The sequence below is a fragment of the Clostridium sp. genome (genome assembly GCF_050717545.1).
Classification (GTDB): Bacteria; Bacillota; Clostridia; order Clostridiales; family Clostridiaceae; genus Clostridium_AD.
The window spans coordinates 1-25,336 of record NZ_JBOITN010000005.1 but is presented as its reverse complement, the minus strand read 5'-3'; the positions used below and the strand labels follow the sequence as shown (position 1 = coordinate 25,336).

Here is a 25,336-nt window from a genome sequence, read left to right as displayed (position 1 = left end):
CACCTCTTTATACAAAAATTCGACATATTACACATTATATTAACTTTAGTCAAAATAAGTCTTATATTATACTTTATATTATATTTTATATAATCTTTAATTGCAACTAGCCTAAAGTTGTTTTCTCTATTTTCTCAAAAAAATAAAGAAGGGTTTCCCCCTCTTTTTTATACTTCTACACTCTCTATTACATTCTCTGCTACCTTTTCTTTTTCTATTACACGTGCTACTGGTTCTTCACTTTTTACTTTTTCATACTCTCCCAAAATAGCTGTTTGAATTTTCTCTCTTGTTTGAGTATTTATTGGGTGTGCTATGTCCTTGAATTCTCCATCTGGAGTTTTTCTACTTGGCATAGCAATAAAAAGTCCACTTTGTCCTTCTATAACCTTAATATCATGAACAACAAATTCATTATCAAAAGTTATTGATACAATCGCTTTCATTTTACCCTCTGTAGCTATTTTTCTAATTCTAACGTCTGTAATTTCCATATACTCCACCTCCAAGTTGCGTTATGATATTACTATTTCTCCATAACTTTGGTTTTTCCTTCTTAAATTGTAAATAAATTTAAAATTTTTAGAATATTATAGTTTTTCGAAGATTTTAGATGGAGTTACTTCAGATTTACCTTGCTCATTTATTCCTTTAAACTCAATAATTGATATATAACCTTCTATTAATTTATGTCCACTTTCAATGTTATCAACCAGAACACCAATACCCGAAAGTTCGCTTTCAAACTCTTTAAGCAAATTAGATATGCCTGCCCCAGTTCCTCCAGCTTTCATAAAATCATCTATGAAAATACATTTGCTTCCTTTTTTTATAGACTTTCTTGAAAGAGACATAGTTTGAATTCTATTACTAGACCCAGATATATAATTTATACTAACCGTGCTACCTTCAGTAACCTTAGGATCACGTCTCACTATAACTAATTGAACCCCAAGCATTTTTGCTACTTCATATGCAAGTGGTATTCCTTTTGTTTCAACTGTTACCACATAATTTATATCAAGCGCGTTAAAAGCAGATGCTAATATAACGCCTGCTTTATGCACTATTTCTGGGTTATACATAATATCAGTCATATATATAAAATTTCCTGGTATTACCCTATCTTTTTCTATTAGAATTTTACATAACTCCTCTGCAAATTCGCTGCTTTCCTCTTTTGATACTCCGCAAATATATTTTACTCCGCCAGCTGCTCCAGCTACAGTTTCAACTCTTCCCATAGATAGCACGCTTAAAGTCTCACGAACAATAACAATATCTTCGCTAATTGTTGATTTAGCTGCGTTAAATAGCTCTGTAAAAATTTTCAAATTTATTGTCTTATTAGGATTTTCAGTTAATATCTTAGTAATACCTGTAATTCTTTGATTTCTACTATATTTATTCATAATATATCACCCATATCTTTATTTTTACGAATTTTACCTGATAAAAAAATTACTATCATTCGTATTTTAATTGTAAATCTTTTTTATCTTTATTACAACATTTATATGTTTTTTATAGTTATATATAGTTTTTTTTATAATTATATATAGTTTTTTTTTAATATTGTATAGTTTTTTTATATTTTTGTATATAATTAAGAAGTAAACTCATTTGTTATAATCAATAATAATGCGATTTGCATATACTAAATAAGAATAATCATTTTTAAGGAGTTGATATAATGTCTTTTGATTTTATAAACGATAAAAACAAAAAAATTCATTTCATAGGAATTGGTGGCATAAGCATGAGTGGCCTTGCTGAAATACTTATAGAAAATGGGTACGCGATTTCCGGCTCAGATATGAAGTCATCACATATAACAAACAAACTTAAAGAAAAAGGTGCGGTAATTTATATAGGCCATAATGGCGATAACATAAAAGACGTAGATTTAGTTGTTTACACGGCAGCTATTTCTTTTGATAATCCTGAATACATTAAATCCAAGGAGCTAAACATACCTTTAATGGATAGAGCCGAATTTTTAGGTCAAATTATGAAAGGTCATAAGTATAACGTAGCCGTAGCAGGAACTCACGGTAAAACTACTACAACCTCAATGCTTGCCCACATCGTTTTAAAAGAGGATGTAGACCCTACAATACTTATTGGTGGAGAATTAGATGCTATAGGCGGTAATGTCTTAGCCGGACATAGCGATTATTTTATTACAGAAGCCTGTGAGTATAAAGCATCATTTTTAAAATTTTTCCCATATATAGGAACTGTTTTAAATATAGATGCAGATCATCTAGATTACTATAGAGATATAAATCACATTAAAGATACCTTCAAAAAGTTCATTAATATTATACCTAAAGATGGGTACTTAGTTGCAAATGTTGAAGACGAAAATGTTAAGACAATTCTAAATGAGGATAATTATAGTTGTACCATACTTACTTACGGAATAAATGCTGGAGAACTTTGCGCAACAAATATTAGCTATAATTCACTGGGTTGTGCTACTTTTGATGTGCTTAAAGATGACAAGCTCTTATTTCAAATAAATCTTAACGTACCAGGAGAGCATAATGTTCTAAATGCTCTTGCAAGTATAGGTACCGCACTAATTCTTGATTTTTCTAAACAATCAATTACTAGTGGCCTTTATAGCTTTAAAGGTACCCATAGAAGATTTGAGCTAAAGGGAGTTAAGAATGGCATAACTGTTATTGACGATTATGCCCACCATCCTACAGAAATTAAAGCAACTTTAAGCGCCGCTAAGAATTATCCTCATAAGAAGATTTTTTGTGTTTTCCAGCCTCATACTTATTCAAGAACATTAAGTTTATTTGATGATTTTTCGAACTCTTTTTATGATATGGATAATTTAATACTGGCAGATATTTATGCAGCAAGGGAAAAGGATACTGGAGTTATAAGTTCAGATATGCTTGGAGATAAGATAAGAGAGCATCATGTGAATTGTGTAAATATCCATAACTTTAATAAAATTATTGATTACCTTAATCTTAATTTAAAAGAAGGAGACATGCTTCTTACTCTAGGTGCAGGTGACGTTGTTAAAGTAGGCGAAATGTTTTTAAAATAACTATTTGAATTTTATATTGACATTCATTAACAAATAAAGTATTCTTAAAAAGAAATGATTTGAAGTAAATGTTAATTGTTTTATATTTTGAAAAGGAGGTAGTAATTATGTTCATTAAAGAAATATGTGGTAATGTTAAATTTAATTTAGTTATATCTAACAGTATTTTTATGCCTAAAACTTTATATAATAGTCCTACCTTAATGGAAATTATCTTTTCAAAATAATTTATATTTAATAAAGTATTTTATGAAATTATAAACATTGGTCATGGGCTACTCGCCCATGATCTTTTTATATTATTTAACTTCTTATGTTTAATCATAATGTTAATAATTTTAAAGCCATGGATGATCCTATGGCTTTTTTCTGTTGTTAATTATATCAACCTTAAAGGTGGCGAAATTTTAATGAAAAGAGTTTTAAAATATATTACAAGATATAAACTATTTATTATTATACCTACTATTGCAATGCTTGTTAGCATCGCACTAGACATGTTTAATCCCTATTTAGTACAAGTTATGATTGATAAGGTATTAAAAAACAAACAATATGATCTTCTAACTTTCGTATTAATGTCACTTGCTGGAATTACTATTGTGCGATCAATCCTTGGTTATATTAGAGAATATACCTTAGATTACTTATCTTCTAGGGTAAGCATAGATTTGAAAATCGACCTATTTGATCATATTCAAAGTTTGCCTTTTAAATATTTTGATAATATGAACACTGGTGAACTTATGTCAAGAATGGGTTCTGACGTTGAGAATGTATGGCGATCTATCTCCTTTGGTATAGGGCTTGCTATAGAGCAGATATTTTATTTTTGCGTTGCATCTATCATTATATTCCGAATGAACTGGAAACTTGCACTTGTAACCCTCATAACTATGCCTCTTATTGGATATATAGCATTTAAACTTGAAAAAGAGGTTGGAGAAGCATATGACAAAATAAGTGATCATAATGCAGTTCTAAACACTACAGCCCAAGAGAACATTGCTGGTGCAAGACTTGTAAAAGCTTTTGCTAGAGAAAAACATGAAACAGATAAATTTTTAAATCACAATAGAACAAATTATCGTCTTAATATGTCTCAAGCTAAAATATGGAGTAGACACTTTCCTATGATAGATTTTTTATGTAACATTTCTGTTCTAGCCGTGGTTTGCGTTGGGGGACTCCTGGTAATTGATAATTCCCTATCTATTGGTGAACTGGTAGCCTTTAGCCAATATGTATGGATGTTAATTTGGCCTATGAGAATGATAGGTTGGCTTACAAACATAATAACTCAAGCTAATACTTCTGCTAAAAAAATATTTAATATAATGGACATAGAGCCAGAAATTAAAGATAAAGAGGATGCTATCACAATGCCCATAATTCACGGCCATGTTAAATTTGAAAATGTGTCTTTTAAATATAATGAAAACTATATATTGAAAAACATAAATTTGGATATACCTGCTGGAAGTACAGTTGCAATAATGGGAACAACAGGTGCTGGTAAAAGTTCCCTTGTAAATCTTATAGGCAGATATTACGATATTTCAGAAGGGTCCATCACTGTGGACGGCAATGATTTGCGTGATATATGTATAGCTGATTTGCGTAAACAAATGTCCGTAGTTGCTCAAGATACTTTCTTATTTTCAGAAAGCATATGCAAAAATATACGCTTTGGAAAGCAAAATGCAACCTTGGCTGAGGTAAAAAACGCCTGCAATGATGCTTGCGCAGATGAATTTATACAAAATCTCGCCTTGGGTTATGACACAGTTATTGGAGAAAGGGGACTTGGCCTCTCCGGCGGAGAGAAACAAAGGTTATCTATTGCAAGAGCACTGGTTAAGGATTCAAGCATTTTAATACTTGATGATGCATCATCAGCTCTTGATATGGAAACTGAATATACTCTTTTGAAAAATCTTAACAAAAGAAAGAACAAGGCAACTACCTTTATAATCGCACATAGAATTTCTGCGGTTAAGAATTCCGATTTAATACTATTTCTTGAAGATGGTCATATCCTTGAAATGGGAAATCATAAAAGCCTACTTGAAAAAAGAGGCAGATATTACGATGTCTATAATCAACAATTTACAGACTTTATGGACCTAGAAGGGGTGATTTTATAATGATTAGAAATTCAACTGGGCAAGACGAAAAGTTCGAGGAAGTTTCTAAGCGTGAATTAATAATAAGAATTTTTAGTTATTTAAAACCTTATAAACTTAAGGTAGTTTTAGTCATATTGCTTATGATCTTAGTAATGATTTGTTCCCTTTTAAACCCATATATTTTAAAGATAGCCATAGACAAATATATAGGTGCCTCTAATATAACAGGCCTTGCTCAAATTGCTATATTTATGATAGTTTTCAATATAATATCATTGATTGCATCCAGAATAAGATTTAATATGATGGCGTCTGTTACTAACTCCGCACTCCTTGATATAAGGCAGGAATTGTATAATCATATACAGAAATTATCACTTAATTTTTTTGATAACAGGCCAGTTGGAAAAATACTTGCAAGGGTTATTGGGGATGTAAACTCACTTCAAGATCTCTTTACTAGTAGCGTAACTAACTTAATACCTGAAATATTGACTCTAGTATTTGTAACAATTATTATGTTTTCTATGAATTTTAAACTAGCTCTTATTTCTGTATCATTTTTGCCAGTATTAATTGTAGGATTTTTTTGTATAGAAATATTTTCTAGAAAGCGTTGGCAAAAATATAGATCAAAACGTTCTAATCTTAATGCTTATACACACGAAGATTTCTCTGGAATAAGAATAGTTCAGTCTTTTGCATCAGAAGCTAACACTTCTAGCATCTTTGCAAACTATGTTAAAGGTATGATGGATTCTTTTATGAGTTCTGTAAGATTAAATGATATGTTTTGGCCAATGGTAGAATTATCATGGGGCATTGGGAGTTTACTTGTATATTGGTATAGCGTTCCGCTTATTAAAGGGGGTACATTAACTATTGGTGAACTCGTAGCCTTTACTGCTTATATTTCAATGTTTTGGAGGCCTATTCAAAACATCAGTAATTTCTATAATTCATTAATAACAAATTTTGCTTCTGCAGAAAGAATTTTCGAAATACTAGATATAAAACCAAATATATTAACTATTAATAACGCCTTACAAATGCCTAAAATAAAAGGTGATGTTCAGTTTAAAAATGTAATGTTTAGTTATGACGATGATGTTCCTATATTAAATAATGTTAACTTCAAAATAAAACCAGGTGAAACCGTAGCTTTAGTAGGTCCTACAGGCGCAGGTAAAACTACCATAATAAACTTAATTAGTAGATTTTACGATGTTGATAGCGGCGAAATTTTAATTGATGGCACTAATGTAACCCATGTTAATATAGAATCACTTCGAAGTCAAATGGGCATAATGCTACAAGATACCTTTCTCTTTTCCACCACCATTATGGAAAATATTCGTTATGGAAAACTAGATGCCTCCAATGATGAAGTAATAGCTGCAGCTATTGCGGTTAGTGCCGATTCGTTTATTATGAAGCTCACAAATGGCTATGAAACAGAGGTAAATGAGCGAGGAGCAAGGCTTTCTGTTGGTGAGAGGCAACTTATATCCTTTGCTCGCGCACTCCTTGCTAACCCAAGAATATTGATATTAGATGAGGCTACTTCTAATATTGATACCACTACTGAAAAGCTTGTACAAAAGGGAATCAAAAAACTCTTATTTGGTAGAACTTCCTTTGTTATTGCACATAGACTGTCAACTATAAGAGATTGTGATAAAATAATGGTTATAGATGATGGACGCATTGTAGAGAGTGGAACTCATGAGGAACTTTTAGTTCTAAAAGGCTTATATTATAATCTTTATATATCTCAATACAAATTTTTAAATGAAGGTGCTTAAATTATATTGCGTAAATATATTAATCTTTGGTTATACTAAAAAGGAAAAAATATTTTTGGAGGTATATGCAATGAAAAATTTTTTAGTTTCGGCTATAGTAGATATAGTAATAATTTTTGCATCATATTTTTTATTCAGAAGTGTTATAAGTGGACCAACTCGTCATAGATTATATGAAAAATTCATGAGTTCTTTTGCAAAATATGTAATTATTATTTTTGTGGCTAGTGTATTAGTAACTTCTCTCACTGCCCTAGTTTTATACAAAACACAATATATAGTATACATCAATATATTAGCTCCTGCCTTAGTATCCATACTGGTAGGGTTCGTTATGTCTACTGTCCCAACTCGAGGCACTGGTGATAAAGAAAAGAATGCTAAAAAGCAATAACAACTTGAGCGCAGTTATATCCATAGAATGATATTATGGATATAACTGCGCTCCTTTTTTAATATTCACTAATATTATTCTTTTTACATGATATGTACACACACTTATAATAGCTCAAAATCCCTTCACTTATTATGTTTAAATAACTAATTTGATAAATATTCATGCATATTTAACCTCTATCGCCTTGCTTAAATTATCCATTCTATTGTGTTGCCTTCTTAAATTATAACAAATACATATTATCATGTATACCTAGAATATAATCTTGACATTTATGTAATTATTGTATATAATAATATTGTCGTCAACAAATTGAACTATAAACTATAAATTTTATATTTCTTAATATTGAATTTATATTTATGAATATTGTTGACAAATATACATTTGTTTTGTATAATAGTACTTGTCGTCGGGGTGTAGCGCAGCTGGGAGCGCGCGTGGTTTGGGACCATGAGGTCGCAGGTTCAATCCCTGTCACCCCGACCAAAAAGAGTTACCATTAGGTTGCTCTTTTTTTATTGTATAATTTTATAATGTATAAAATTAAGCATTTTTGACAAAATAAATAATGATTTACTATTTTATAGTTTTATATTAACTTATAATAAATTCATATTAATATTATGCTAAAATCATTACATAACTAATAACTACTTAGGAGTGATTATTTTGAATACAATGTATAATGAACTTTTTAAAACACTACTTAAATCATACTATGAAGATAATTTTGAAAACAAGGTAAAGGAATTATTGTCTAACGCTGATATTAATAAAGTTGAGTTAAGTGCTACAATTTCTTCACTTTGTGGTGTTAAAGTAGACTTTTCTGATAATTACATAGAAGATTTAAGTAAAGCTATTATGTCCTATCAAACTGATTATAAAATTGTAAATAAAATTAAGCATTGTACTATGGATTGTGAACATGATCATGGCAAAACAAAATGTCAAGCATCATGCCCTTTTGATGCCATATTAATAGACAATAAAAGTAATACTACTTATATTGATGATGATAAATGCACAGACTGTGGTTTTTGCGTAGAAGCATGCCCAACCGGTGCCCTAATGGATAAGGTAGAATTTATTCCCCTTGTAAATTTGTTAAAAGGTAATTCTAAGGTAATTGCAACTGTAGCTCCTGCTATTTCCGGTCAATTTGGAGAAAATGTTAATGTCAATAAACTTAGAACAGCTTTTAAGAAAATTGGCTTTACCGATATGATTGAAGTTGCATTTTTTGCAGATATGCTTACATTAAAGGAAGCCATAGAATTTGATGAACTTGTTAAAACAAAAGATGATTTAATGCTTACTTCGTGTTGCTGTCCTATGTGGGTAGGAATGATAAAGAAAGTATACAATAGCCTAGTAAAGCATGTATCACCCTCTATATCACCTATGATTGCCTCAGGTAGAATTTTAAAGGAATTAAATCCTGACTGCAAAGTAGTTTTTGTAGGACCTTGCATTGCAAAAAAAGGCGAAGCTAAGGATAAAGATTTAATAGGCGACATAGATTATGTACTTACATTTGCGGAGCTTAAGGATATTTTTGATACATTGGATATAAATCCAGAGAACCTTGAAGAGGATGTTTCAACTGAGTATGCTTCTAGAGGAGGAAGACTTTACGCTAGAACGGGAGGCGTATCTATAGCCATTGGCGAAGTAATAGAAAAACTATTTCCGGAGAAATACCCCTTATTAAATGCCATTCAAGGAAATGGTGTAAAAGAATGTAAAGAATTACTTACTAAAGCTCAAAATGGAAATGTAAATGCAAATTTTATTGAAGGTATGGGTTGTGTTGGTGGTTGCGTTGGTGGTCCTAAAGCTTTAATTAATGCAAGTTTAGGTAAATACAGAATTGATAAATTCGCAGAGGATTCTAAAATTAAAACATCTATAGATAGTGATTGTATGCAAGAAGTTCTAAGTAAGATTGGTATTAATTCAGCACATGATTTTAAAGATAAAAACAAAACCAAAATATTCAATAGAGAGTTTTAGATAATATTTTCAATGCAAAAAAAATTTAACATTTCACTAATGTATCGTAATATAAATTTAAGTTAAAATATGATACAATAATAAATAGCTGAGATAAATATTTTATGCCTAGGGGAGGGTTTTATGAAAGTATTGTTCAAATATATAAGCAATAAAGATATTAATATCCTACGAATTATAAATAATTCTTGGAAGTGTAAATTCTTTGATATTATAATGCCCTGTATGACTTACTTAGGCTCTTTTACTTTTATGTTTATATTCTGCACTGGCGCCTTTCTACTTAACACCAGTACTCTACGTTCTATGGCTATTAAGGCTATGATTTCTATAACAATTAGTACGGGTATTGGTAAGATTCTTAAAGTAACCGTTACTAGATTAAGACCTTTTATAAATATTCCAAATCTAAATATAAAAAAAATAGGTATAGATAAATACTCCTTTCCATCCGGTCATACTACCGGTGCATTTTCACTTGCTGTAATCGTAGCTTTATATTTTCCAATGTTGGGATTTATAACTATTCCACTAGCAATATGCGTAGGAATTTCTAGAATTTACATAGGAGTTCATTACCCTACAGATGTTATTATGGGACTTATTATTGGAAGTACTTGTTCTTTTCTTACTTATAAGTTTTTTTAATGATTATGTAAACTTTAAATTATAGTATTATACTTATATATGAGGTGATTAAATGTTAACAAATATTAAAGCTGTAATTTTTGATTTAGACGGTACCCTTATCGATTCTATGTGGGTTTGGGGTAAAATAGATGAAAATTATTTTAAAAGCAGAAATATGGATTTACCTGAAAATCTAAAAACCCAAATAGAACATCTTAGTTTTGATGAAACTGCATCCTATTTTAAAAGTAATTTTGGTATATCAGATACTATAGAAGAAATCAAAAAAGAATGGAACGATTTTGCATATGTGGAGTATCAGCACAATGTTAAGTTAAAGCCTGGTGTAATTGAGTTTTTATCACTACTTAAAACTTCAAATATCAAGATTGGTATCGCTACAAGTAATTGTAAGCCCTTACTAGAAGTTGTGCTTCGTGCTAATGGTATATATGATTACTTTGACTGTATAACTCTTACTGACGAAGTATCTAGAGGAAAAAACTTCCCTGATGTATATTTACTTGCGGCACATAAATTAGGAGTAACCCCTGATCAGTGTATTGTATTTGAAGATATACTCCCTGCAGTTAAAGGTGCAAAAGCTGCTGGAATGAAAGTTGTAGGAGTTTATGATGAATTCTCAGAGCAACAAAAAGAGGATATCATGAGTCATGCAGATAGGTATATACTAGAATATCATGAATTAACTACAGCAATTTAGCACTCATGTTTAATCATGAGTTTTTTTTACGAATTTTTTTGACTACTTTAGAATACTATATACTAATATGACATATAACTTAAGTTAAAATCTACTATATTCATACATTACTATTTTAAAGAAGTAATTTACAAGGAGCGATACTATTGCTAATTTTTTTATTTTCGATCATTTTAATATGCTTTGGTGTGTATTATTCTATGATGAACCAAAAATTATCAACTCAAAAAACCCAACTGCGGGTTATTACTATGCAAAATAGAGATTTTAAATCAAAAATTTCAAATTCACGTAATACTGATGGGCCCGTAGTAATAAAGTATAAATCACCCCTTTTTACGACTGGAACTACAAATGACAGTTGTAGTCTATATCTATGCCCTATGGAAAATTCTCCAGTTCTATCTACTGTAGTTAAAAACACGACCATGGAAATTCAAGATTCTGCTGAAATTTTTAATATTTCATGGTATGAAGTATCTCTTGAATCTCAAACTAACATTAATAACAAAGGATGGATAAAAAAAGATGACCTTATTACCGTAGATGATACTGTTGATAGTCAAGAAGGGACCCCCACTTAATTTAACATCAAAAGGCATATATCCATCTTAATGAGATATATGCCTTTTGATGTTATAAATAATTAATAGTATGATGTAAATTAATATAAAAGTTTTTTATAAACTATATCTAAAAATTCATTATCACTGTACCCGCTAAAATCTTTTTTAATATCAACTACCTTATCTTTCGTAACTAATACAAATGATCCTTTCTCACTATCTGAATAAACCACAATACTATTTGGCAAATTAGTACTTATTCTTTTTAAATCAGTACCATATCTGTTAAGTTTAACATCCAACCTTTTCTCATAAAATTTAATTACTAATGTAGAATTGCTCTCAAATATTGTATAAGTTAATTGATTGTTTTTGTTACCACTAGAATAGCCTGTTCTGCGGGCTAGTATACTTTTATCAATCTCACTATAAGGCCCTTCACTATTACTTTCTTTAAATCCAAAGTCCGTAAACACTAAACGAGCATTATCATTTGTCACTTCATTTCGCGAGGTTTTAGGACTACTAAGCAGAACTGTCCCCATCACAATCATTATTGTTAAATATCCTAAAACTACAGTACTACCAATGGTTATCCACATATTAATATTCTTCGAATACCTTTTTTGGTTAATGAATTTTTGAACACCAATCATAATTATTATAGGAATACAAATTATCATTAACAAAAGAACATTAAATCCTTCACTGTAAATATTATCATAAATTAATAATTTGAAATATACACAAAGTATAATTAGTATATAGGCTTCTTTAAATATATTTTTTATCCTTATTTGTTTATAGTTATTATATTTCATAAATTTATCTTTTTTCAACTGACTTTTTGCTTTTATGACCCAAATAAAAAAGCTAATAGCACCAATAATATTTATAATTATCAGAGAAACCATTATCACTATTGTAAATAAGCCCAAATTAGATGTTATTGCAAACCCTGCATCGATCATAAATAATTGAGTATAAAGATTAAACATAAATATGAGAGTTAAAAAAAACTGACCGCTAGCAGATTGCAATGACGCTTTAAGTACTGATTTAAACTTCTCTTCTTCATCAGTATGAATAGAAATAGTTTCAATATCCTTTTGCGAGTAAAATATCTGAGTTTTACCTATTTGACATATATAATTCCACCCTGCTACCTTACAATATTCCCTATATTCTAAAGCCTCATCACTATCCTTATGATCGAAAATAGAAATTTTATTAAGTACATCAACTGAATACTTTATATTTTTCTGCTCTGTTTTTCTAAATTTAAAGAAATTTCCCTTTACCGATTTTAGTAACCATCCCTTTTCAACCATTAGTTCAAGATATTCTTCTGCTGCCGAACATTCATAGGGTGAAAATGTGAAAAATGTTGTTTTTGTATTTTTACTTCTCATGATTTAACCTCCATAAATAATGAACCATCATTTGCCATAATAATTAATCTTCTATATTCCTCTAATAGTATTTTTTTACCTTTATCCGTAATTATATAACTTCTCTTTCTACCTTCAACTTTAGTCTCTTTTATCATATTTTCCTTTTCAAATTTAGACAAAAGCGTATAAAGCGTTCCAGGACCAACCTTTACGCGTTCTTTTGAAATGAACGCCACAGCTTCCATAATATCTACACCACACATTTCTTTAAGTAAAGACATCAATATATAGTACATTGGTTCTGTTAAATTTTGAAATTGCTGCCTTGCCAAATAAATCACCCCTACAATATTGAGTATCGATATATAATCATATTATACTATCGATACTCGATATTGTCTACATAATAATTTCCATTTATTTTCAAATGCTTATTCAAGATAACACCTAAAAAAAGAGATCGCTTAGAATAATTTTAAAATCATCCTACCCGACCCCTTTTAATTCAATCATTTACATTATATTTCTATTTGCGTTTCTTTTTATTATCATTTTTACTTGAAATGTTATTCTCCTTCTTTTCCTTCTCTTGTTGACTTCCACAAGAATGATCTTTTTTCTCACCCATAACTTCAAACCTCCTATAATAAAAATTTAATATTATTATTTTGTCCAGTATACAAATTATAATTCTCTATTATAACTTAATATTTTTTTATTCAAAGTAAAATAAATCTTGGAATGCTAGTGTGTTATAATTTGTGTATCAAACTAAAAATCTTGATTTGACTAAAGGAGTTCAATATGAGAATAATATCTAAAAATAACCTATGTATAAATAGACCATATATAAATTTAAAGAAACTACCACTAAAAACTTCACTTAGAATTGGTGAAATAACTGAAACTGGTTTTAAAGGAACCTATATAATAAATCAAGATACACAAAACTTATCTACTAATGAAAATTACATTGTACAATTTAATAAAGGAATTGAGAAAATAACACTTGATACTCAGCTCCTCCATGGACTCTTACTCGTCGAAGTCAATTATTTATTTAAAAATAGTAATAAATCTTCTAAATTTAAGGTTTACCTTGTTTTAAATAATATAAAATATTCCCTGCCTTTTAGTTCATTTCAAGATATTTATGATAATTGCAATAATATATTAGCTAGAGAACTTCATGAAAAAGAAGAATTAACTTACATAAAAGAAAGTTTTAACAGTTTAGAAAATGATGATATCGCAGTTGATATAGATTTAAATTTAGAAAGATTGCAGGAATTTAAAGATAAAGTAAACTATAAAAGAAATGTTTATTATTTTGTTATAAATAACATAGCTTCGGCTACTTCAAAGTATGATATTAACAATGAAATTAAAGATATACTAATAAGTGACACTTTAAAAGTTCTAAGATATAACAGTGATACACGGCTTTATATCATACTCGAACCTATTGATAAAATAGTTAAAACAAAATTAAAAGAAAATGATATTATTTGTAACCTGGATGAAATTAATTTCCCTACTGTTAGCATATGCACGAGTTATGGACTTGGAAAATTATTAGATGTTAAAAACAATGTTATTCCAAATACTAATACATTATCATTATTTGCAAATATCCTAGATTTAGGATTAGAAGTTTTAAAATAAAAATACATAAAAAGAGCTAGAAATTATTCTAGCTCTTTTTATGGTAGATTACACTATTTTAGTCGTCCACTCTTCACAGTCCCATACATCTGTTACTACATCTTGATAAAATTCTGGCTCATGACAAACTATAAGTATGCTTCCTGAATACTCTTTTAAAGCACGCTTTAGCTCTGCTTTAGCATCTACATCTAAGTGATTGGTAGGTTCATCTAATATCAATATATTAGTTTCCCTGTTTAAAAGTTTCGCAAGTCTTACTTTTGATTGCTCTCCACCACTAAGCACAGTGAGCTTACTTTCTATATGCTTTGTAGTAAGTCCACACTTAGCAAGTGCAGATCTTACCTGGCCCTGAGTAAAGCTCGGAAATTCTTGCCAAAACTCTTCAATGCAGTTATTGCGGTTGACTCCCTTTATTTCTTGTTCGTAGTATCCTATATATTGATAGTCTCCTAAATTTGTATGTCCTGAAAGAGCTTTTATATCACCCATAAGACTCTTTAATAATGTTGTCTTTCCAACACCATTAGCACCAGTTAGCGCAATCTTTTGTCCTCTTTCCATATATAAATCTAATGGCTTAGACAATGGGGTATCATAACCTGTAACTAATTCCTTAGTTTTAAATATTATTTTCCCTGAAGCTCTTGCAGTTTTAAAATCAAACTGTGGTTTTGGTTTATCTCTTGTAACTTCCATTCTATCGATTTTATCTAATTTCTTTTGTCTTGATTTTGCCATTCCACTTGTAGACGCCCTTGCTTTATTTTTAGCAACAAAAACCTCAAGTCTTGTAATTTCTTTTTGTTGCCTTTCAAAATCAGATTCCATCTGCTTTCTTTTAGCCTCATGAACTCTTAAAAATTCTTCATATGAACCTATATATCTAGTTAATTTTTTATTTTCAACATGATATATTATATTTATTGCACCTTTTAAAAATTCAATATCATGGGATATTAGGATAAATGCATTTTCATAATTTTGAAGATATCTCTTAAGCCACTCTACATGAGTCTCATCCAAAAAGTTAGTAGGCTCATCAAGCAGCAGAACATCTGGAGCTTCAAGCAAAAGTTTTGCTAGAAGAATTTTAGTTCTTTGTCCACCACTTAAATCTGCAACATCATTTTCAAGCCCAACATCTTTAAGTCCAATTCCTGCAGCTACCTCATCTATTTTAGAATCAATGGCATAAAATCCATTGTTATCAAGCAAATCTTGAATTACTCCCATTCTATCTAGTAACTTTTCTAATTCTTCAGGTGATGCCTCTCCCATTTTCTCTGTTACAATTATCATTTCATCTTCTAATTCAAACAGATATTTAAAAGCTTCTCTTAAAACTTCCCTAATAGTTTTGCCTTTTTCTAGTACAGTGTGTTGATCCATATATCCCACTCTTACACTGCTTGACCATTCAACGTCGCCTTCATCAGGCATAAGTTTGCCTGTGATAATGTTCATAAATGTTGACTTACCCTCGCCATTGGCTCCTATAAGTGCTATATGTTCCCCTTTAAGTAATCTAAATGATACATCATCAAATATTACTCTATCACCAAATCCATGGCTCATGTTTTTTACTACTAATCTACTCATTTGTGTTTCTCCTTACTATATTATGATTTTATATTTTTGATTTATAATTTTTTTGATCATATATTTATTTTTCTAAAGATTGCATATCATATATACATTCCCATCCTAAGAAAATACGTCCAATTTTATATAAATATCCTTAATTCAAACATTTATATAAAAATGACACATATACAAGTGTAATTTATAAATCGTCTTATGTCAAAACAATTTTATGATTTTATATAGCAATCTACAGATTTTATATTGCAAACTAGTTCAATGTGTTATACTACTATAGATAAATAACTTGATATTTTGTTTATTAAAATTACTATGTAACCCCAAAGAATACAGGAGGGATTTAATATGGCTTGTAAATTTTACTTATATAAAGGTAAAGGTAGAAATTCAGAAACTGGACACCTTTGGATATATACCAATGAAATAGAAAAATTTGATGGTGAATATGAAAACGGAGACATAATTGAGGTCTACAATTTCAGAAATGAATTTATAGGAAAAGGTTTTATAAATGATGTTTCAAAAATTGCTATAAGAATAATGACAAGGGACATACACGAAGAAGTAGATGAGGAGTTTTTCAGAAAGAGACTTGCCTCTGCCTGGAAGTATAGGCAAACAGTTATAGATACATCTAGCTGTAGATTCTTGTTTGGAGAAGCAGATTTTGTACCTGGAATGATAATCGATAAATATGAAGACTATTATGTTATCCAGTCTTTAGCACTAGGTATAGATAAATATAAAGATATAGTTGTTAAGTTACTAATGAATGAATACGCTGCAAAGGGTGTATATGAGCGAAGTGACGCTAAGGTACGTGAACTTGAGGGAATGGAGAAAACAACAGGTTTTTTAACCGATCCTTTCGATACTACTATAGAAATAATTGAAAATGGTGTTAAGTATTATGTAGATATCGCAAATGGTCAAAAAACCGGATTTTTCCTAGATCAAAAGGAAAACAGAGCCGCTATTCATAGATTATGTAAGGGTGCTGATGTTCTAGACTGTTTTACCCACACAGGTTCATTTGCTCTTAATGCTGGTATTGCAGGTGCTAAAAGTGTACTTGGAGTTGATATCTCTGAATATGCAGTAGACTGCTCTAGAAAAAATGCAGAACTTAATGGTCTTTCAGATACCGTTAAATTCGAATGCCATAATGCATTTGACATATTGCGCCAGTGGTCAAGAGAAAAAAGGCAATATGACGTAGTAATACTAGATCCCCCAGCCTTCTCAAAATCACGTTCAACTGTAGACGGTGCTACAAGAGGGTATAAAGAAATTAATTTGCGTGGTATTAAAATGGTTAAACCAGGTGGATACTTTGTAACTTGCTCATGTTCTCATTTTATGAGACCTGATTTATTTAGAGATACAATAGCTGATGCTGCAGTAGATGCTAAAAGAACCCTTAGACAAGTAGAGTTTAGAACCCAAGCATCAGATCACCCAATACTATGGAATTCTGATGAATCTTATTATTTAAAATTTTACATATTCCAAGTAGTTTAAAATGAAATCACAGTGCTATTTTTTTAGCACCGTGATTTTTTAAGTTATAATCCCGTCCTTATATTCTGGAACAATGTCTATGATATCTTTTTTGCAGCAATATTCTAAGTCTGCTAAAAGACCTAGCTCCGTAATTGTTTTATAGTGACTTGCGTATTTTATAAAGCTATGGATGTCCTCATTGTTTTTATAGATGTAATGAGATGTCACTGCTATGTCTGTTAGCACTGCTTGTACTAATTTTAATATACAATCAATTATGTACCCGCTACATAAAAAATCATCTATAGAAAATTCACCATAAGTCCCCGCATTAACTATTACCACATCTTTATTTAATTCTACTATTCTGTTTGCAGTTGCCTTGGCATTAATCATTGCGCCTATTAGTATGCTATACGCACCCACACAGCCCTTTATAGCTTTAGTTCCGTTAGTTGTAGTCATAACAAGTGTTTTGCCTTCAATGGACTCCCTGGTATATTCAAGTGGAGAATTAGAATAGTGAAATCCCTCTATTTTCAACGCATTTCGTTCCCCTCCCATCATAAACTCCTCTTTACTATTTCGTGCGATCTCTGCTGCGTCGTCAACCGTTAAAACAGGTATAACCCCCTTGCATCCATTACTAATTGCAGTAGTTATAACACTAGTCGCTCTGAGCATATCTATTACTACCACTGTTTTATCTTTTATTTTTTCTTCTTTTATATCGTCTGCTGAAACTATTATATCTATTTTCATAAGTTTGACCTCCTTTAGCGAGTCTATTTATAATATTACTCAAGACTTGTGAAATTTATGGTGTTTTCAACATTACCATTCCGCAATATCTGCTCTTTCTTTATATCACTATAATTCATTATCTTCAACAAATCTATTTAATACTTACCGTTTGTTGTAAAGTTTAATTGTTGTTTTTGCTCACATAAATATTCTATATAGAATATATTATCTATATAGAATATACATTAGCTATATTCTGTAAAAAACCATTATAAATTTATAATAAAGCAATTTAAAAATATTGATCTGATTTAGTGGAACCTATTTTCAACGTATACCCCTCTATGTTGAAGATAAAATATTACTTATGTTTAAAAATGCCTAGGTGTAGTTAATGGTCTGTCACAAAGTAGAGATTAATTTCTACTTTGTGACAGACCATTTTTTATTACAATGCATCAGTTATTCTCCATAAATACCTTGATCCTCTGGTTGAAAAAGGACTTTTTTTACCTCGATTTGCACAGTCCCATTAGGTACTATCCATTCTATGATACTACCTTCACTATAACCAAGAATAGCTGTTCCAATAGGGGATAATATAGAAATCTTATTTTTTGAAATATCAGCATCACTTGGATATACGAGACTGATTTCTTCTTCACTATCTCCAATTAAAATGATAACCTTTGTATTCATAGTGATAACATCACCGGGTAATTGCTTAGTACTAATAACGTCAGCTCTATTTACTTCTGCTTCTAGGTGTTTTAGATTTTGTTTGTTTGCTATGTCTTCATTTTTATTGATTATTTCCAATAACTTATTTTTGTCAGGTTCGGTTATAAATATTTTTTGAGACATTTGTAAAGCCCCTCCCACGTATAATTGTTTAGTTATACCATATATATTTACTTTTATAGAGATATTCATCTTCGTTAAGTTCATTTGTAATAATATCTCCATGTTAGTTAAGCATTAATGATTTCCCTAGTGAAGATAAATAAATTATATATCCTTGATAATACATTAAACTAAATCCTATAAATAACACAAAAGACACTTCCCACAAATAAATAAGGGAGATGTCTAAGGTATATAATAATATTATATCTCAATTTACAGTCATTGTCAATAATGGCTTCTAATTTCCAGACTACATCAATACAATCAGATTACTTTTTGAGGTCTTCATTTTCGTTAATATTAGAAATCATAAAATCTGAGTTAATAATAACGCTAGAAACCGTAGAATTATTTTCAAGTGTTATTTTATCCCAAATAATAGAGTCAGTAATTATAGTATTTGTACCTACTTTGCAATGATTACCTATAGTTGCATTGGGACCAATAGTTGAATTGGCACCAATATTAGTGTTTTCGCCAATATACGTAGGACCAATAACCTTAGCAGAACCATGGATTGTTGTATTTTCTCCTATGAATATGTCTTGGTTATCATCCTTTATTTCGGGCAATTGGTAGTCGCCAGTTAAAATATCCTCATGCGCCTTTATATATTCTTCAATTGTGTCTACTTCTATCCAATATTTATCACTTTTATAAACCGCAATAGGATAACCTTTTTTTAATAGTAACGGATATGTTTCTTTTTCTATTGATACTACCTGTGAATCCGGGATTTCCTTTAAAACATTTGGTTCAATAAGATATATTCCTGCATTAATATAGTTTGATTTTATTTCACACAGCTTTGGGTTTTCAGTAAATTTTTCTACATATAGATTTTCATTATATTCAATAACATCATAATCAGCAGGATTTTTGACTTTCGTTACCGCAATTGTAACTGATGCACCTTTTTCTTTGTGAAATTCCATCATACCCTTAATATCAATATCACTTAATATATCCTCATTAAATACAATAAAAGTATCATTGAAAAATCCCTCTGCATCTTTAATTGCCCCAGCTGTCCCTAAAGTAATATCCTCACCTATATAATGAATTTTAAGTCCTAATTTTGTGCCATCACCGAAATACTTTTCAATTTTTTGTGGTTTATGGCCTGTACTAAGTATAATTTCAGTAACACCATACTCCTTAAGTTTTAATATATTTCTTTCTAACAGTGGTTTAGCCATCATCGGTATCATAGATTTAGGTAAATCATCAGTTAATGGTTTTAACTTATTACCAACTCCACCTACAAGAAATAATGCCTTCATAATATTTTCCTCCTCAATAGTTAGTTCTCTTAAAAGATTATTTTCCCTTAAAAGACCTATTTAGTTTTCAGTTTTTAAACAATTCACTTAAATTTACAAGTCTAAGATCAATCTGCTTTCTCTCATATTTAAAAGTAGTATCTTCACTGTAATATACCATAAAATTTAATTATATCACAGCTAGTACTTATTAGCGAATTATGGACGAATTCTTTATATACTGTAATAATCCGTTGATGGTTCTAAACTACTTAAAGCAAAGGATTTATAATTTAACGTTAAATATTTGAAATTTATATTAATATTCTATATAATTAAATAAGGATATACTTGTTATTATAGCGTAAAAATAATTTATATATTTAACAATAAATCAACACATGAAAAGTGAGGTGTAACATGAAAAACACGAAACCATGTTCAAAATGTAATTCAAAGAATATTATAAGAATACCCGGTAACATTGGTTCATTTGGCTCTGGTAACAATATTATATGGGGAATATTTAGACGTGATGGAGTAAAGGTAACAAAATATCTATGCTGTGAATGTGGATATATTGAAGAATGGATTGATAATGAAGAAGATATAGAAAAACTTTGGAAAAAATTTAAATAGAATAAATTATTTACCGATTTTAAGAATAAAGCTTTTTTTAAAATTTGTGTTGGGATGATATCAAGAGGTGAAGTTACTCTTATATTAACAATAGCCATTCTCTTAAAGAGAGTGGCTATCTTATAGAAATTAAGAATTGCATAATTTTTTAAATCCTTAGAGTATAATTTCCGTGTTTTGCTGCCTACTCCCCTTCTACATAAATACATTAATATAACAGGTTTATATTAATGTATTTTTTAATTATTATCTGAAGAGTTGGAGTATAATGCAGAAATGACAATATACATTGATGTTTGTTGCAACATTTTTGAATCTGTTGTATAAGCACTTATACCCCCCTATTTTAAACAATCCACCTATTGAACTTGTTGAGAATAAGTATTCCTTCATAAAATCACCATATATAATTGATTTTGCATCATCTATTTTCTATAGCCTTTTGTACTGTATTTAATATTCTTTCTTCAATTATAGAAGGGTTCTTAAGCAAATTTTCTATGCTAGATTCATAATACTTACCGAATTATTCAATAATTGTTCTGTATTATTTTCAATATCCGACTTATCATTTTTACTCGGATCAGAATTTTCATATTGATTTGATAATTCTTTAAGTTGATTGCCAATATCACTTATGTTATCTAATCCTACCTTTTTTCTTGTAAACCTGACATTCTACTTTGAATCTGTTGTTCTGAATTTCACTACATGCTAATTGACTATTCATATTCCTTATTTTCTGTTTCATAAAAAGTATATACTTTACTGTATACCTTCTATTTAAATCCTCTCCTGCGTAGCTGAAATATTCATATTCAATGTAATAAATCAATTAATGTGATAGAATAAAATCTATTGATAAATAAATATATATTATACAAGGGGGTATTAAAAATATGGAGAAGCAATCATTTTACTCACAACTTGATAAAGACAATAGGTATATTATTAATTGTTGCTTTTTTGTTTTTGCAGTGAATGGGCTATATGCTCTGGTTTTAGGTTCACTTCTTCCAATAATCAGTGTCGAATATGGTCTGAATGACACAATGAGTGGGGCATTGCTATCCGCTCATCAAGCAGGTAACTTGATATCTGGGTTTATTGCGGGTGTATTGCCACTTTATTTAGGACGAAAAAAGTCAATAATGTTTTTATGTAGTTTTGTTGTTATGGGATTTTCTATAATGATATTAACAGGGAATCCTGTTTTATTAATTATAGGTTTTGCATTTACAGGTCTAAGTAGGGGAAGTATCTCTAACTTTAATAACACTACTGTAAATGAACTGTCAGGTAGCAGCTCTTCAGCACTTAATATTTTGCATAGCGTTTTTGCTATTGGTGCTTTAAGTGCTCCATTTTTGGTTATCATCTGCACCAATATAGCTGGAGACATTGGGTGGAAAATTGCTGTAATTATTATTATTCTTCTTGCAATTATTTGTATTATCCTTTTTTCAAAAATGAAATTAGATAATGTTGTAAAGAAAAAGGCGAAAGTAGAGATGTCCTACGACTTCATGAAAAGCAAATTTTTTTGGATTAGTGCGGGAATTCTATTCTTTTATCTATGTACTGAAGCGACTATTAATGGGTGGATAGTTAAATATTTTATAGATTCAGGAATAATGACAATAAAATATGCGCAAATGCTTGCCTCGCTATTATGGGTAGTTATACTTGCTGGTAGACTAACCTGTGCCTTTATAGGAAATAAAATCTCTAAAAAGATGCTACTTTTAACAACAAGCTTAGGAACCGTTGCATTCTATGTACTCCTAATTTCATCAAGGGATCTAACTGTTATTACAATAGCTATAATGGGATTAGGATTTTCGATGGCAGGAATCTATCCTACAACGATTTCTAGTGTTGGTAATACAATTAAAGCTTATCCTATGTCTATGGGCGTATTACTTATGATAGGTGGTGCTGGAGCTATTTTAATGCCAATTGTAACCGGTGCATTATCTGATGCATTTGGAATTTTGGCTGGCATGACTGCTGTTGTTTTTGCCATTGTATTGATGTTATTTTGTGTATTACTGAGTGTCCTAAGTAAAAATGAGATTACCTAGATAAAATATACTTACACCTAAAAGTCCTAAAATTGCGTATATATAGTTAGTGGTCTGTCACAAAATATAAAGTATAATAATATAGATAAAACATAAACATATATATTTTACAGTATATATATGTTTTGTTTAGTTTTTAGGCATTAGATTTTAAATTTTAAACCATTTGATGACAGGGGCTACATACGTAGTTTCTAAAACCTAATAAAGGGGGATTTTTTATGATAATAGACTGGCTTAAAGGTTTTGATCCCATAGTTCAAGCTCTTTTTGCAACACTATTCACTTGGGGTGTAACTGCTTTAGGAGCGGCGTTAGTATTTCCATTTAAAACTATAAATAGAAAGGTACTAAATGGTATGCTTGGTTTTGCAGCAGGAGTTATGATTGCTGCGAGCTTTTGGTCATTGTTAGCTCCTGCAATAGAGATGACGGAGCAAACAAGTACACCGGCATGGATACCTGCAGCGGTAGGATTTTTAGCAGGTGGAGCTTTTCTTTTTGGAGTGGATAAAATTTTACCACATCTGCATCTTAGTAGACCAATAGAACAGGCTGAAGGAATTAAAACTAGTTGGCAGAGAAGTATCTTATTGGTATTGGCTATTACGCTACACAACATACCAGAAGGTCTCGCAGTTGGAGTTGCATTTGGAGCAGTGGCAGCTAATTTCCCATCAGCATCCTTAGCAGGAGCGGTTGCATTGGCAATAGGAATTGGTATTCAAAACTTTCCAGAAGGTGCTGCAGTTTCTATTCCATTAAGACGAGAAGGCTTCTCTCGCTTTAAAAGCTTTATTTATGGTCAAGCGTCAGGCATAGTAGAACCTATAGCAGGAGTTATAGGTGCATTCGCAGTAATAACTATGAAACCGATTCTTCCCTATGCGCTATCTTTTGCAGCAGGAGCCATGATTTTTGTAGTTATTGAAGAGATAATACCTGAATCTCAACAGGATTCAAAAACAGATATTTCAACTATCGGTGCTATGTTAGGTTTTGTAATTATGATGATATTAGATGTAGCGTTGGGTTAATATTCGTTGATGTATTTAAACTATAGACTATTTTTTAACTTTATTCATTTCATACTATCAAATAATACAAAATTCTATTCAGCTATTATTTGCTATTGACTAAGAATTATTAATACTGTGTTCTTTAAATTTTGGGTATTTACATTGCCTTCATTTAAAAATCCTAGCATAATTGCTAGGATTTTTTTTGTAAAATATTTTACATTCATATTAAATCTATTACACGATCCATTGGTTCTAAATCCATTGTGTTAAAGCTCTACAGAACGCCTAACCAATCTAAAATTCACTTATTATATTAAATCATTTCCTGCGGAGCTGAAACAACTTTTTAGGAGATGAATTGACCACTTAAGAGGGAGATTTACCTCTTTGAAGTTCTATGGAGTAGATAACAATTCTCAATTGTTATCCCCCCACTTATAGAAGTATGAGACTTTCCTTTTGAAATGTCGTTAAAATTGGATAGTCATAATATAATCTCATCTACTAGTTCAGAAAGTGAACTACCTGTACTTCGCATCATTTTGCTGACGCTACTCCTAAATGATGCGACGTACAATAGCCTTTAATTTAACAGTGGTATTAAAGATTTCAATCCACGCCCCCCCCATATAGGGAGCGGCCCATAATTTTTCTCTATCAAGTACCCAACTAGGAATTTCAATCCACGCCCCCATATAGGGAGCGACCATACACCCTCTAATGTCTTTTTAAAGTTAAGTTATTTCAATCCACGCCCCCATATAGGGAGCGACAAAAAGATAATACTAAGTGGTCAACTAGATTTTGATTTCAATCCACGCCCCCATATAGGGAGCGACTCATATAAATGACGGAATAACAAGTAAATAGACGATTTCAATCCACGCCCCCATATAGGGAGCGACTTACAAGTATTATTATAAATTGTATTATGTAAATAATTTCAATCCACGCCCCCATATAGGGAGCGACATACTGTTTTATCTTTTTTCCTTAGTGTATCGTCTATTTCAATCCACGCCCCCATATAGGGAGCGACCATATAAAACTATAGCTCAGCGTATTCATAAAGAAATTTCAATCCACGCCCCCATATAGGGAGCGACGATAAAAAATGCAATGAGCCTTTAAATGGTATCTTATTTCAATCCACGCCCCCATATAGG

General features: G+C 30.5%; 21 protein-coding genes, 1 tRNA gene and 1 CRISPR repeat array. Of the genes, 14 read left to right on the top strand and 8 right to left on the bottom strand.

All coding sequences use genetic code 11. From position 1 onward, the window contains the following. Window positions 1–167 precede the first annotated feature (167 nt). On the bottom strand, window positions 168–494 hold the full coding sequence (gene spoVG, locus ACREVX_RS00960) for a septation regulator SpoVG (RefSeq protein ID WP_431542189.1): 327 nt from the start codon (window positions 492–494) through the stop codon (window positions 168–170). A gap of 96 nt (window positions 495–590) precedes the next feature. Beyond that, a complete protein-coding gene (gene purR / locus ACREVX_RS00955; protein WP_431542188.1) occupies window positions 591–1,412 on the bottom strand; it encodes a pur operon repressor in 822 nt (273 codons plus the stop codon). Between the two features lie 281 nt (window positions 1,413–1,693). Between purR and murC the strand changes: the two genes are divergently transcribed. The 9 genes from murC to ACREVX_RS00910 all read left to right on the top strand — a co-directional run bounded on the left by murC (window position 1,694) and on the right by ACREVX_RS00910 (window position 11,361). Continuing rightward, window positions 1,694–3,073, top strand: a complete 1,380-nt coding sequence (gene murC / locus ACREVX_RS00950) for a UDP-N-acetylmuramate--L-alanine ligase (protein ID WP_431542187.1) — start codon at window positions 1,694–1,696, stop codon at window positions 3,071–3,073. A gap of 410 nt (window positions 3,074–3,483) precedes the next feature. Beyond that, complete coding sequence (locus tag ACREVX_RS00945) at window positions 3,484–5,220, top strand: ABC transporter ATP-binding protein (protein ID WP_431542186.1); 1,737 nt, start codon at window positions 3,484–3,486, stop codon at window positions 5,218–5,220. Then, window positions 5,220–7,007, top strand: coding sequence for an ABC transporter ATP-binding protein (locus ACREVX_RS00940; RefSeq protein WP_431542185.1), 1,788 nt, complete (start codon window positions 5,220–5,222; stop codon window positions 7,005–7,007). The genes ACREVX_RS00945 and ACREVX_RS00940 overlap by 1 nt, the downstream gene beginning before the upstream one ends. Before the next feature lie 70 nt (window positions 7,008–7,077). Next, window positions 7,078–7,401, top strand: a complete 324-nt coding sequence (locus ACREVX_RS00935) for a hypothetical protein (RefSeq protein ID WP_431542184.1) — start codon at window positions 7,078–7,080, stop codon at window positions 7,399–7,401. A 416-nt stretch (window positions 7,402–7,817) separates the two neighbouring features. After that, window positions 7,818–7,893 (top strand) — tRNA-Pro (locus ACREVX_RS00930). Window positions 7,894–8,076: 183 nt separating this feature from the next. After that, complete coding sequence (locus ACREVX_RS00925; protein WP_431542183.1) at window positions 8,077–9,423, top strand: [Fe-Fe] hydrogenase large subunit C-terminal domain-containing protein; 1,347 nt, start codon at window positions 8,077–8,079, stop codon at window positions 9,421–9,423. A 123-nt stretch (window positions 9,424–9,546) separates the two neighbouring features. Further along, a complete protein-coding gene (locus tag ACREVX_RS00920; protein ID WP_431542182.1) occupies window positions 9,547–10,071 on the top strand; it encodes a phosphatase PAP2 family protein in 525 nt (174 codons plus the stop codon). A 52-nt stretch (window positions 10,072–10,123) separates the two neighbouring features. Next, window positions 10,124–10,777, top strand: a complete 654-nt coding sequence (locus tag ACREVX_RS00915; protein WP_431542181.1) for an HAD family hydrolase — start codon at window positions 10,124–10,126, stop codon at window positions 10,775–10,777. Between the two features lie 251 nt (window positions 10,778–11,028). Further along, window positions 11,029–11,361 carry a hypothetical protein gene (locus ACREVX_RS00910; RefSeq protein ID WP_431542180.1) on the top strand — a complete coding sequence of 111 codons (333 nt, stop codon included), beginning with the start codon at window positions 11,029–11,031 and terminating at the stop codon, window positions 11,359–11,361. A gap of 80 nt (window positions 11,362–11,441) precedes the next feature. Here the strand turns inward: ACREVX_RS00910 and ACREVX_RS00905 are convergent, their stop codons facing one another. Both ACREVX_RS00905 and ACREVX_RS00900 read right to left on the bottom strand, forming a co-directional pair. Further along, window positions 11,442–12,755, bottom strand: a complete 1,314-nt coding sequence (locus tag ACREVX_RS00905; protein ID WP_431542179.1) for a DUF2812 domain-containing protein — start codon at window positions 12,753–12,755, stop codon at window positions 11,442–11,444. Beyond that, window positions 12,752–13,069, bottom strand: a complete 318-nt coding sequence (locus ACREVX_RS00900) for a PadR family transcriptional regulator (protein WP_431542178.1) — start codon at window positions 13,067–13,069, stop codon at window positions 12,752–12,754. Before ACREVX_RS00900 ends, ACREVX_RS00905 begins: the two co-directional genes overlap by 4 nt. Before the next feature lie 472 nt (window positions 13,070–13,541). Between ACREVX_RS00900 and ACREVX_RS00895 the strand changes: the two genes are divergently transcribed. After that, window positions 13,542–14,402, top strand: coding sequence for a hypothetical protein (locus tag ACREVX_RS00895; protein WP_431542177.1), 861 nt, complete (start codon window positions 13,542–13,544; stop codon window positions 14,400–14,402). Window positions 14,403–14,450: 48 nt separating this feature from the next. On the opposite strand, the gene ACREVX_RS00890 is transcribed toward ACREVX_RS00895, so the two are convergent. After that, window positions 14,451–16,007 carry an ABC-F family ATP-binding cassette domain-containing protein gene (locus ACREVX_RS00890; RefSeq protein WP_431542176.1) on the bottom strand — a complete coding sequence of 519 codons (1,557 nt, stop codon included), beginning with the start codon at window positions 16,005–16,007 and terminating at the stop codon, window positions 14,451–14,453. Between the two features lie 348 nt (window positions 16,008–16,355). Here ACREVX_RS00890 and ACREVX_RS00885 point away from each other — a divergent pair, with 348 nt between their 5' ends. Then, window positions 16,356–17,531 (top strand): class I SAM-dependent rRNA methyltransferase, encoded by a 1,176-nt coding sequence (locus ACREVX_RS00885; protein WP_431542175.1) that lies wholly within the window; start codon window positions 16,356–16,358, stop codon window positions 17,529–17,531. A gap of 39 nt (window positions 17,532–17,570) precedes the next feature. On the opposite strand, the gene ACREVX_RS00880 is transcribed toward ACREVX_RS00885, so the two are convergent. The 3 genes from ACREVX_RS00880 to ACREVX_RS00870 form a co-directional block, all read right to left on the bottom strand. After that, window positions 17,571–18,275: a 2-phosphosulfolactate phosphatase family protein gene (locus ACREVX_RS00880; RefSeq protein ID WP_431542174.1), complete on the bottom strand. Its 705-nt coding sequence runs from the start codon at window positions 18,273–18,275 to the stop codon at window positions 17,571–17,573. A gap of 444 nt (window positions 18,276–18,719) precedes the next feature. Continuing rightward, a complete protein-coding gene (locus ACREVX_RS00875; protein ID WP_431542173.1) occupies window positions 18,720–19,205 on the bottom strand; it encodes a GreA/GreB family elongation factor in 486 nt (161 codons plus the stop codon). Between the two features lie 227 nt (window positions 19,206–19,432). Then, entirely contained in the window at window positions 19,433–20,446 is a 1,014-nt protein-coding gene (locus ACREVX_RS00870; protein WP_431542172.1) for a nucleotidyltransferase family protein, read from the bottom strand. A gap of 399 nt (window positions 20,447–20,845) precedes the next feature. Between ACREVX_RS00870 and ACREVX_RS00865 the strand changes: the two genes are divergently transcribed. From ACREVX_RS00865 to ACREVX_RS00855, 3 genes are all read left to right on the top strand, one after another. Then, a complete protein-coding gene (locus ACREVX_RS00865) occupies window positions 20,846–21,064 on the top strand; it encodes a hypothetical protein (protein WP_431542171.1) in 219 nt (72 codons plus the stop codon). An 899-nt stretch (window positions 21,065–21,963) separates the two neighbouring features. Continuing rightward, window positions 21,964–23,148, top strand: a complete 1,185-nt coding sequence (locus ACREVX_RS00860) for an MFS transporter (RefSeq protein ID WP_431542170.1) — start codon at window positions 21,964–21,966, stop codon at window positions 23,146–23,148. Window positions 23,149–23,369: 221 nt separating this feature from the next. Continuing rightward, window positions 23,370–24,185 carry a ZIP family metal transporter gene (locus ACREVX_RS00855; RefSeq protein ID WP_431542169.1) on the top strand — a complete coding sequence of 272 codons (816 nt, stop codon included), beginning with the start codon at window positions 23,370–23,372 and terminating at the stop codon, window positions 24,183–24,185. Between the two features lie 660 nt (window positions 24,186–24,845). Continuing rightward, a CRISPR array of direct repeats spans window positions 24,846–25,276; the repeat unit is 32 nt; unit sequence ATTTCAATCCACGCCCCCATATAGGGAGCGAC. Window positions 25,277–25,336 lie beyond the last annotated feature (60 nt).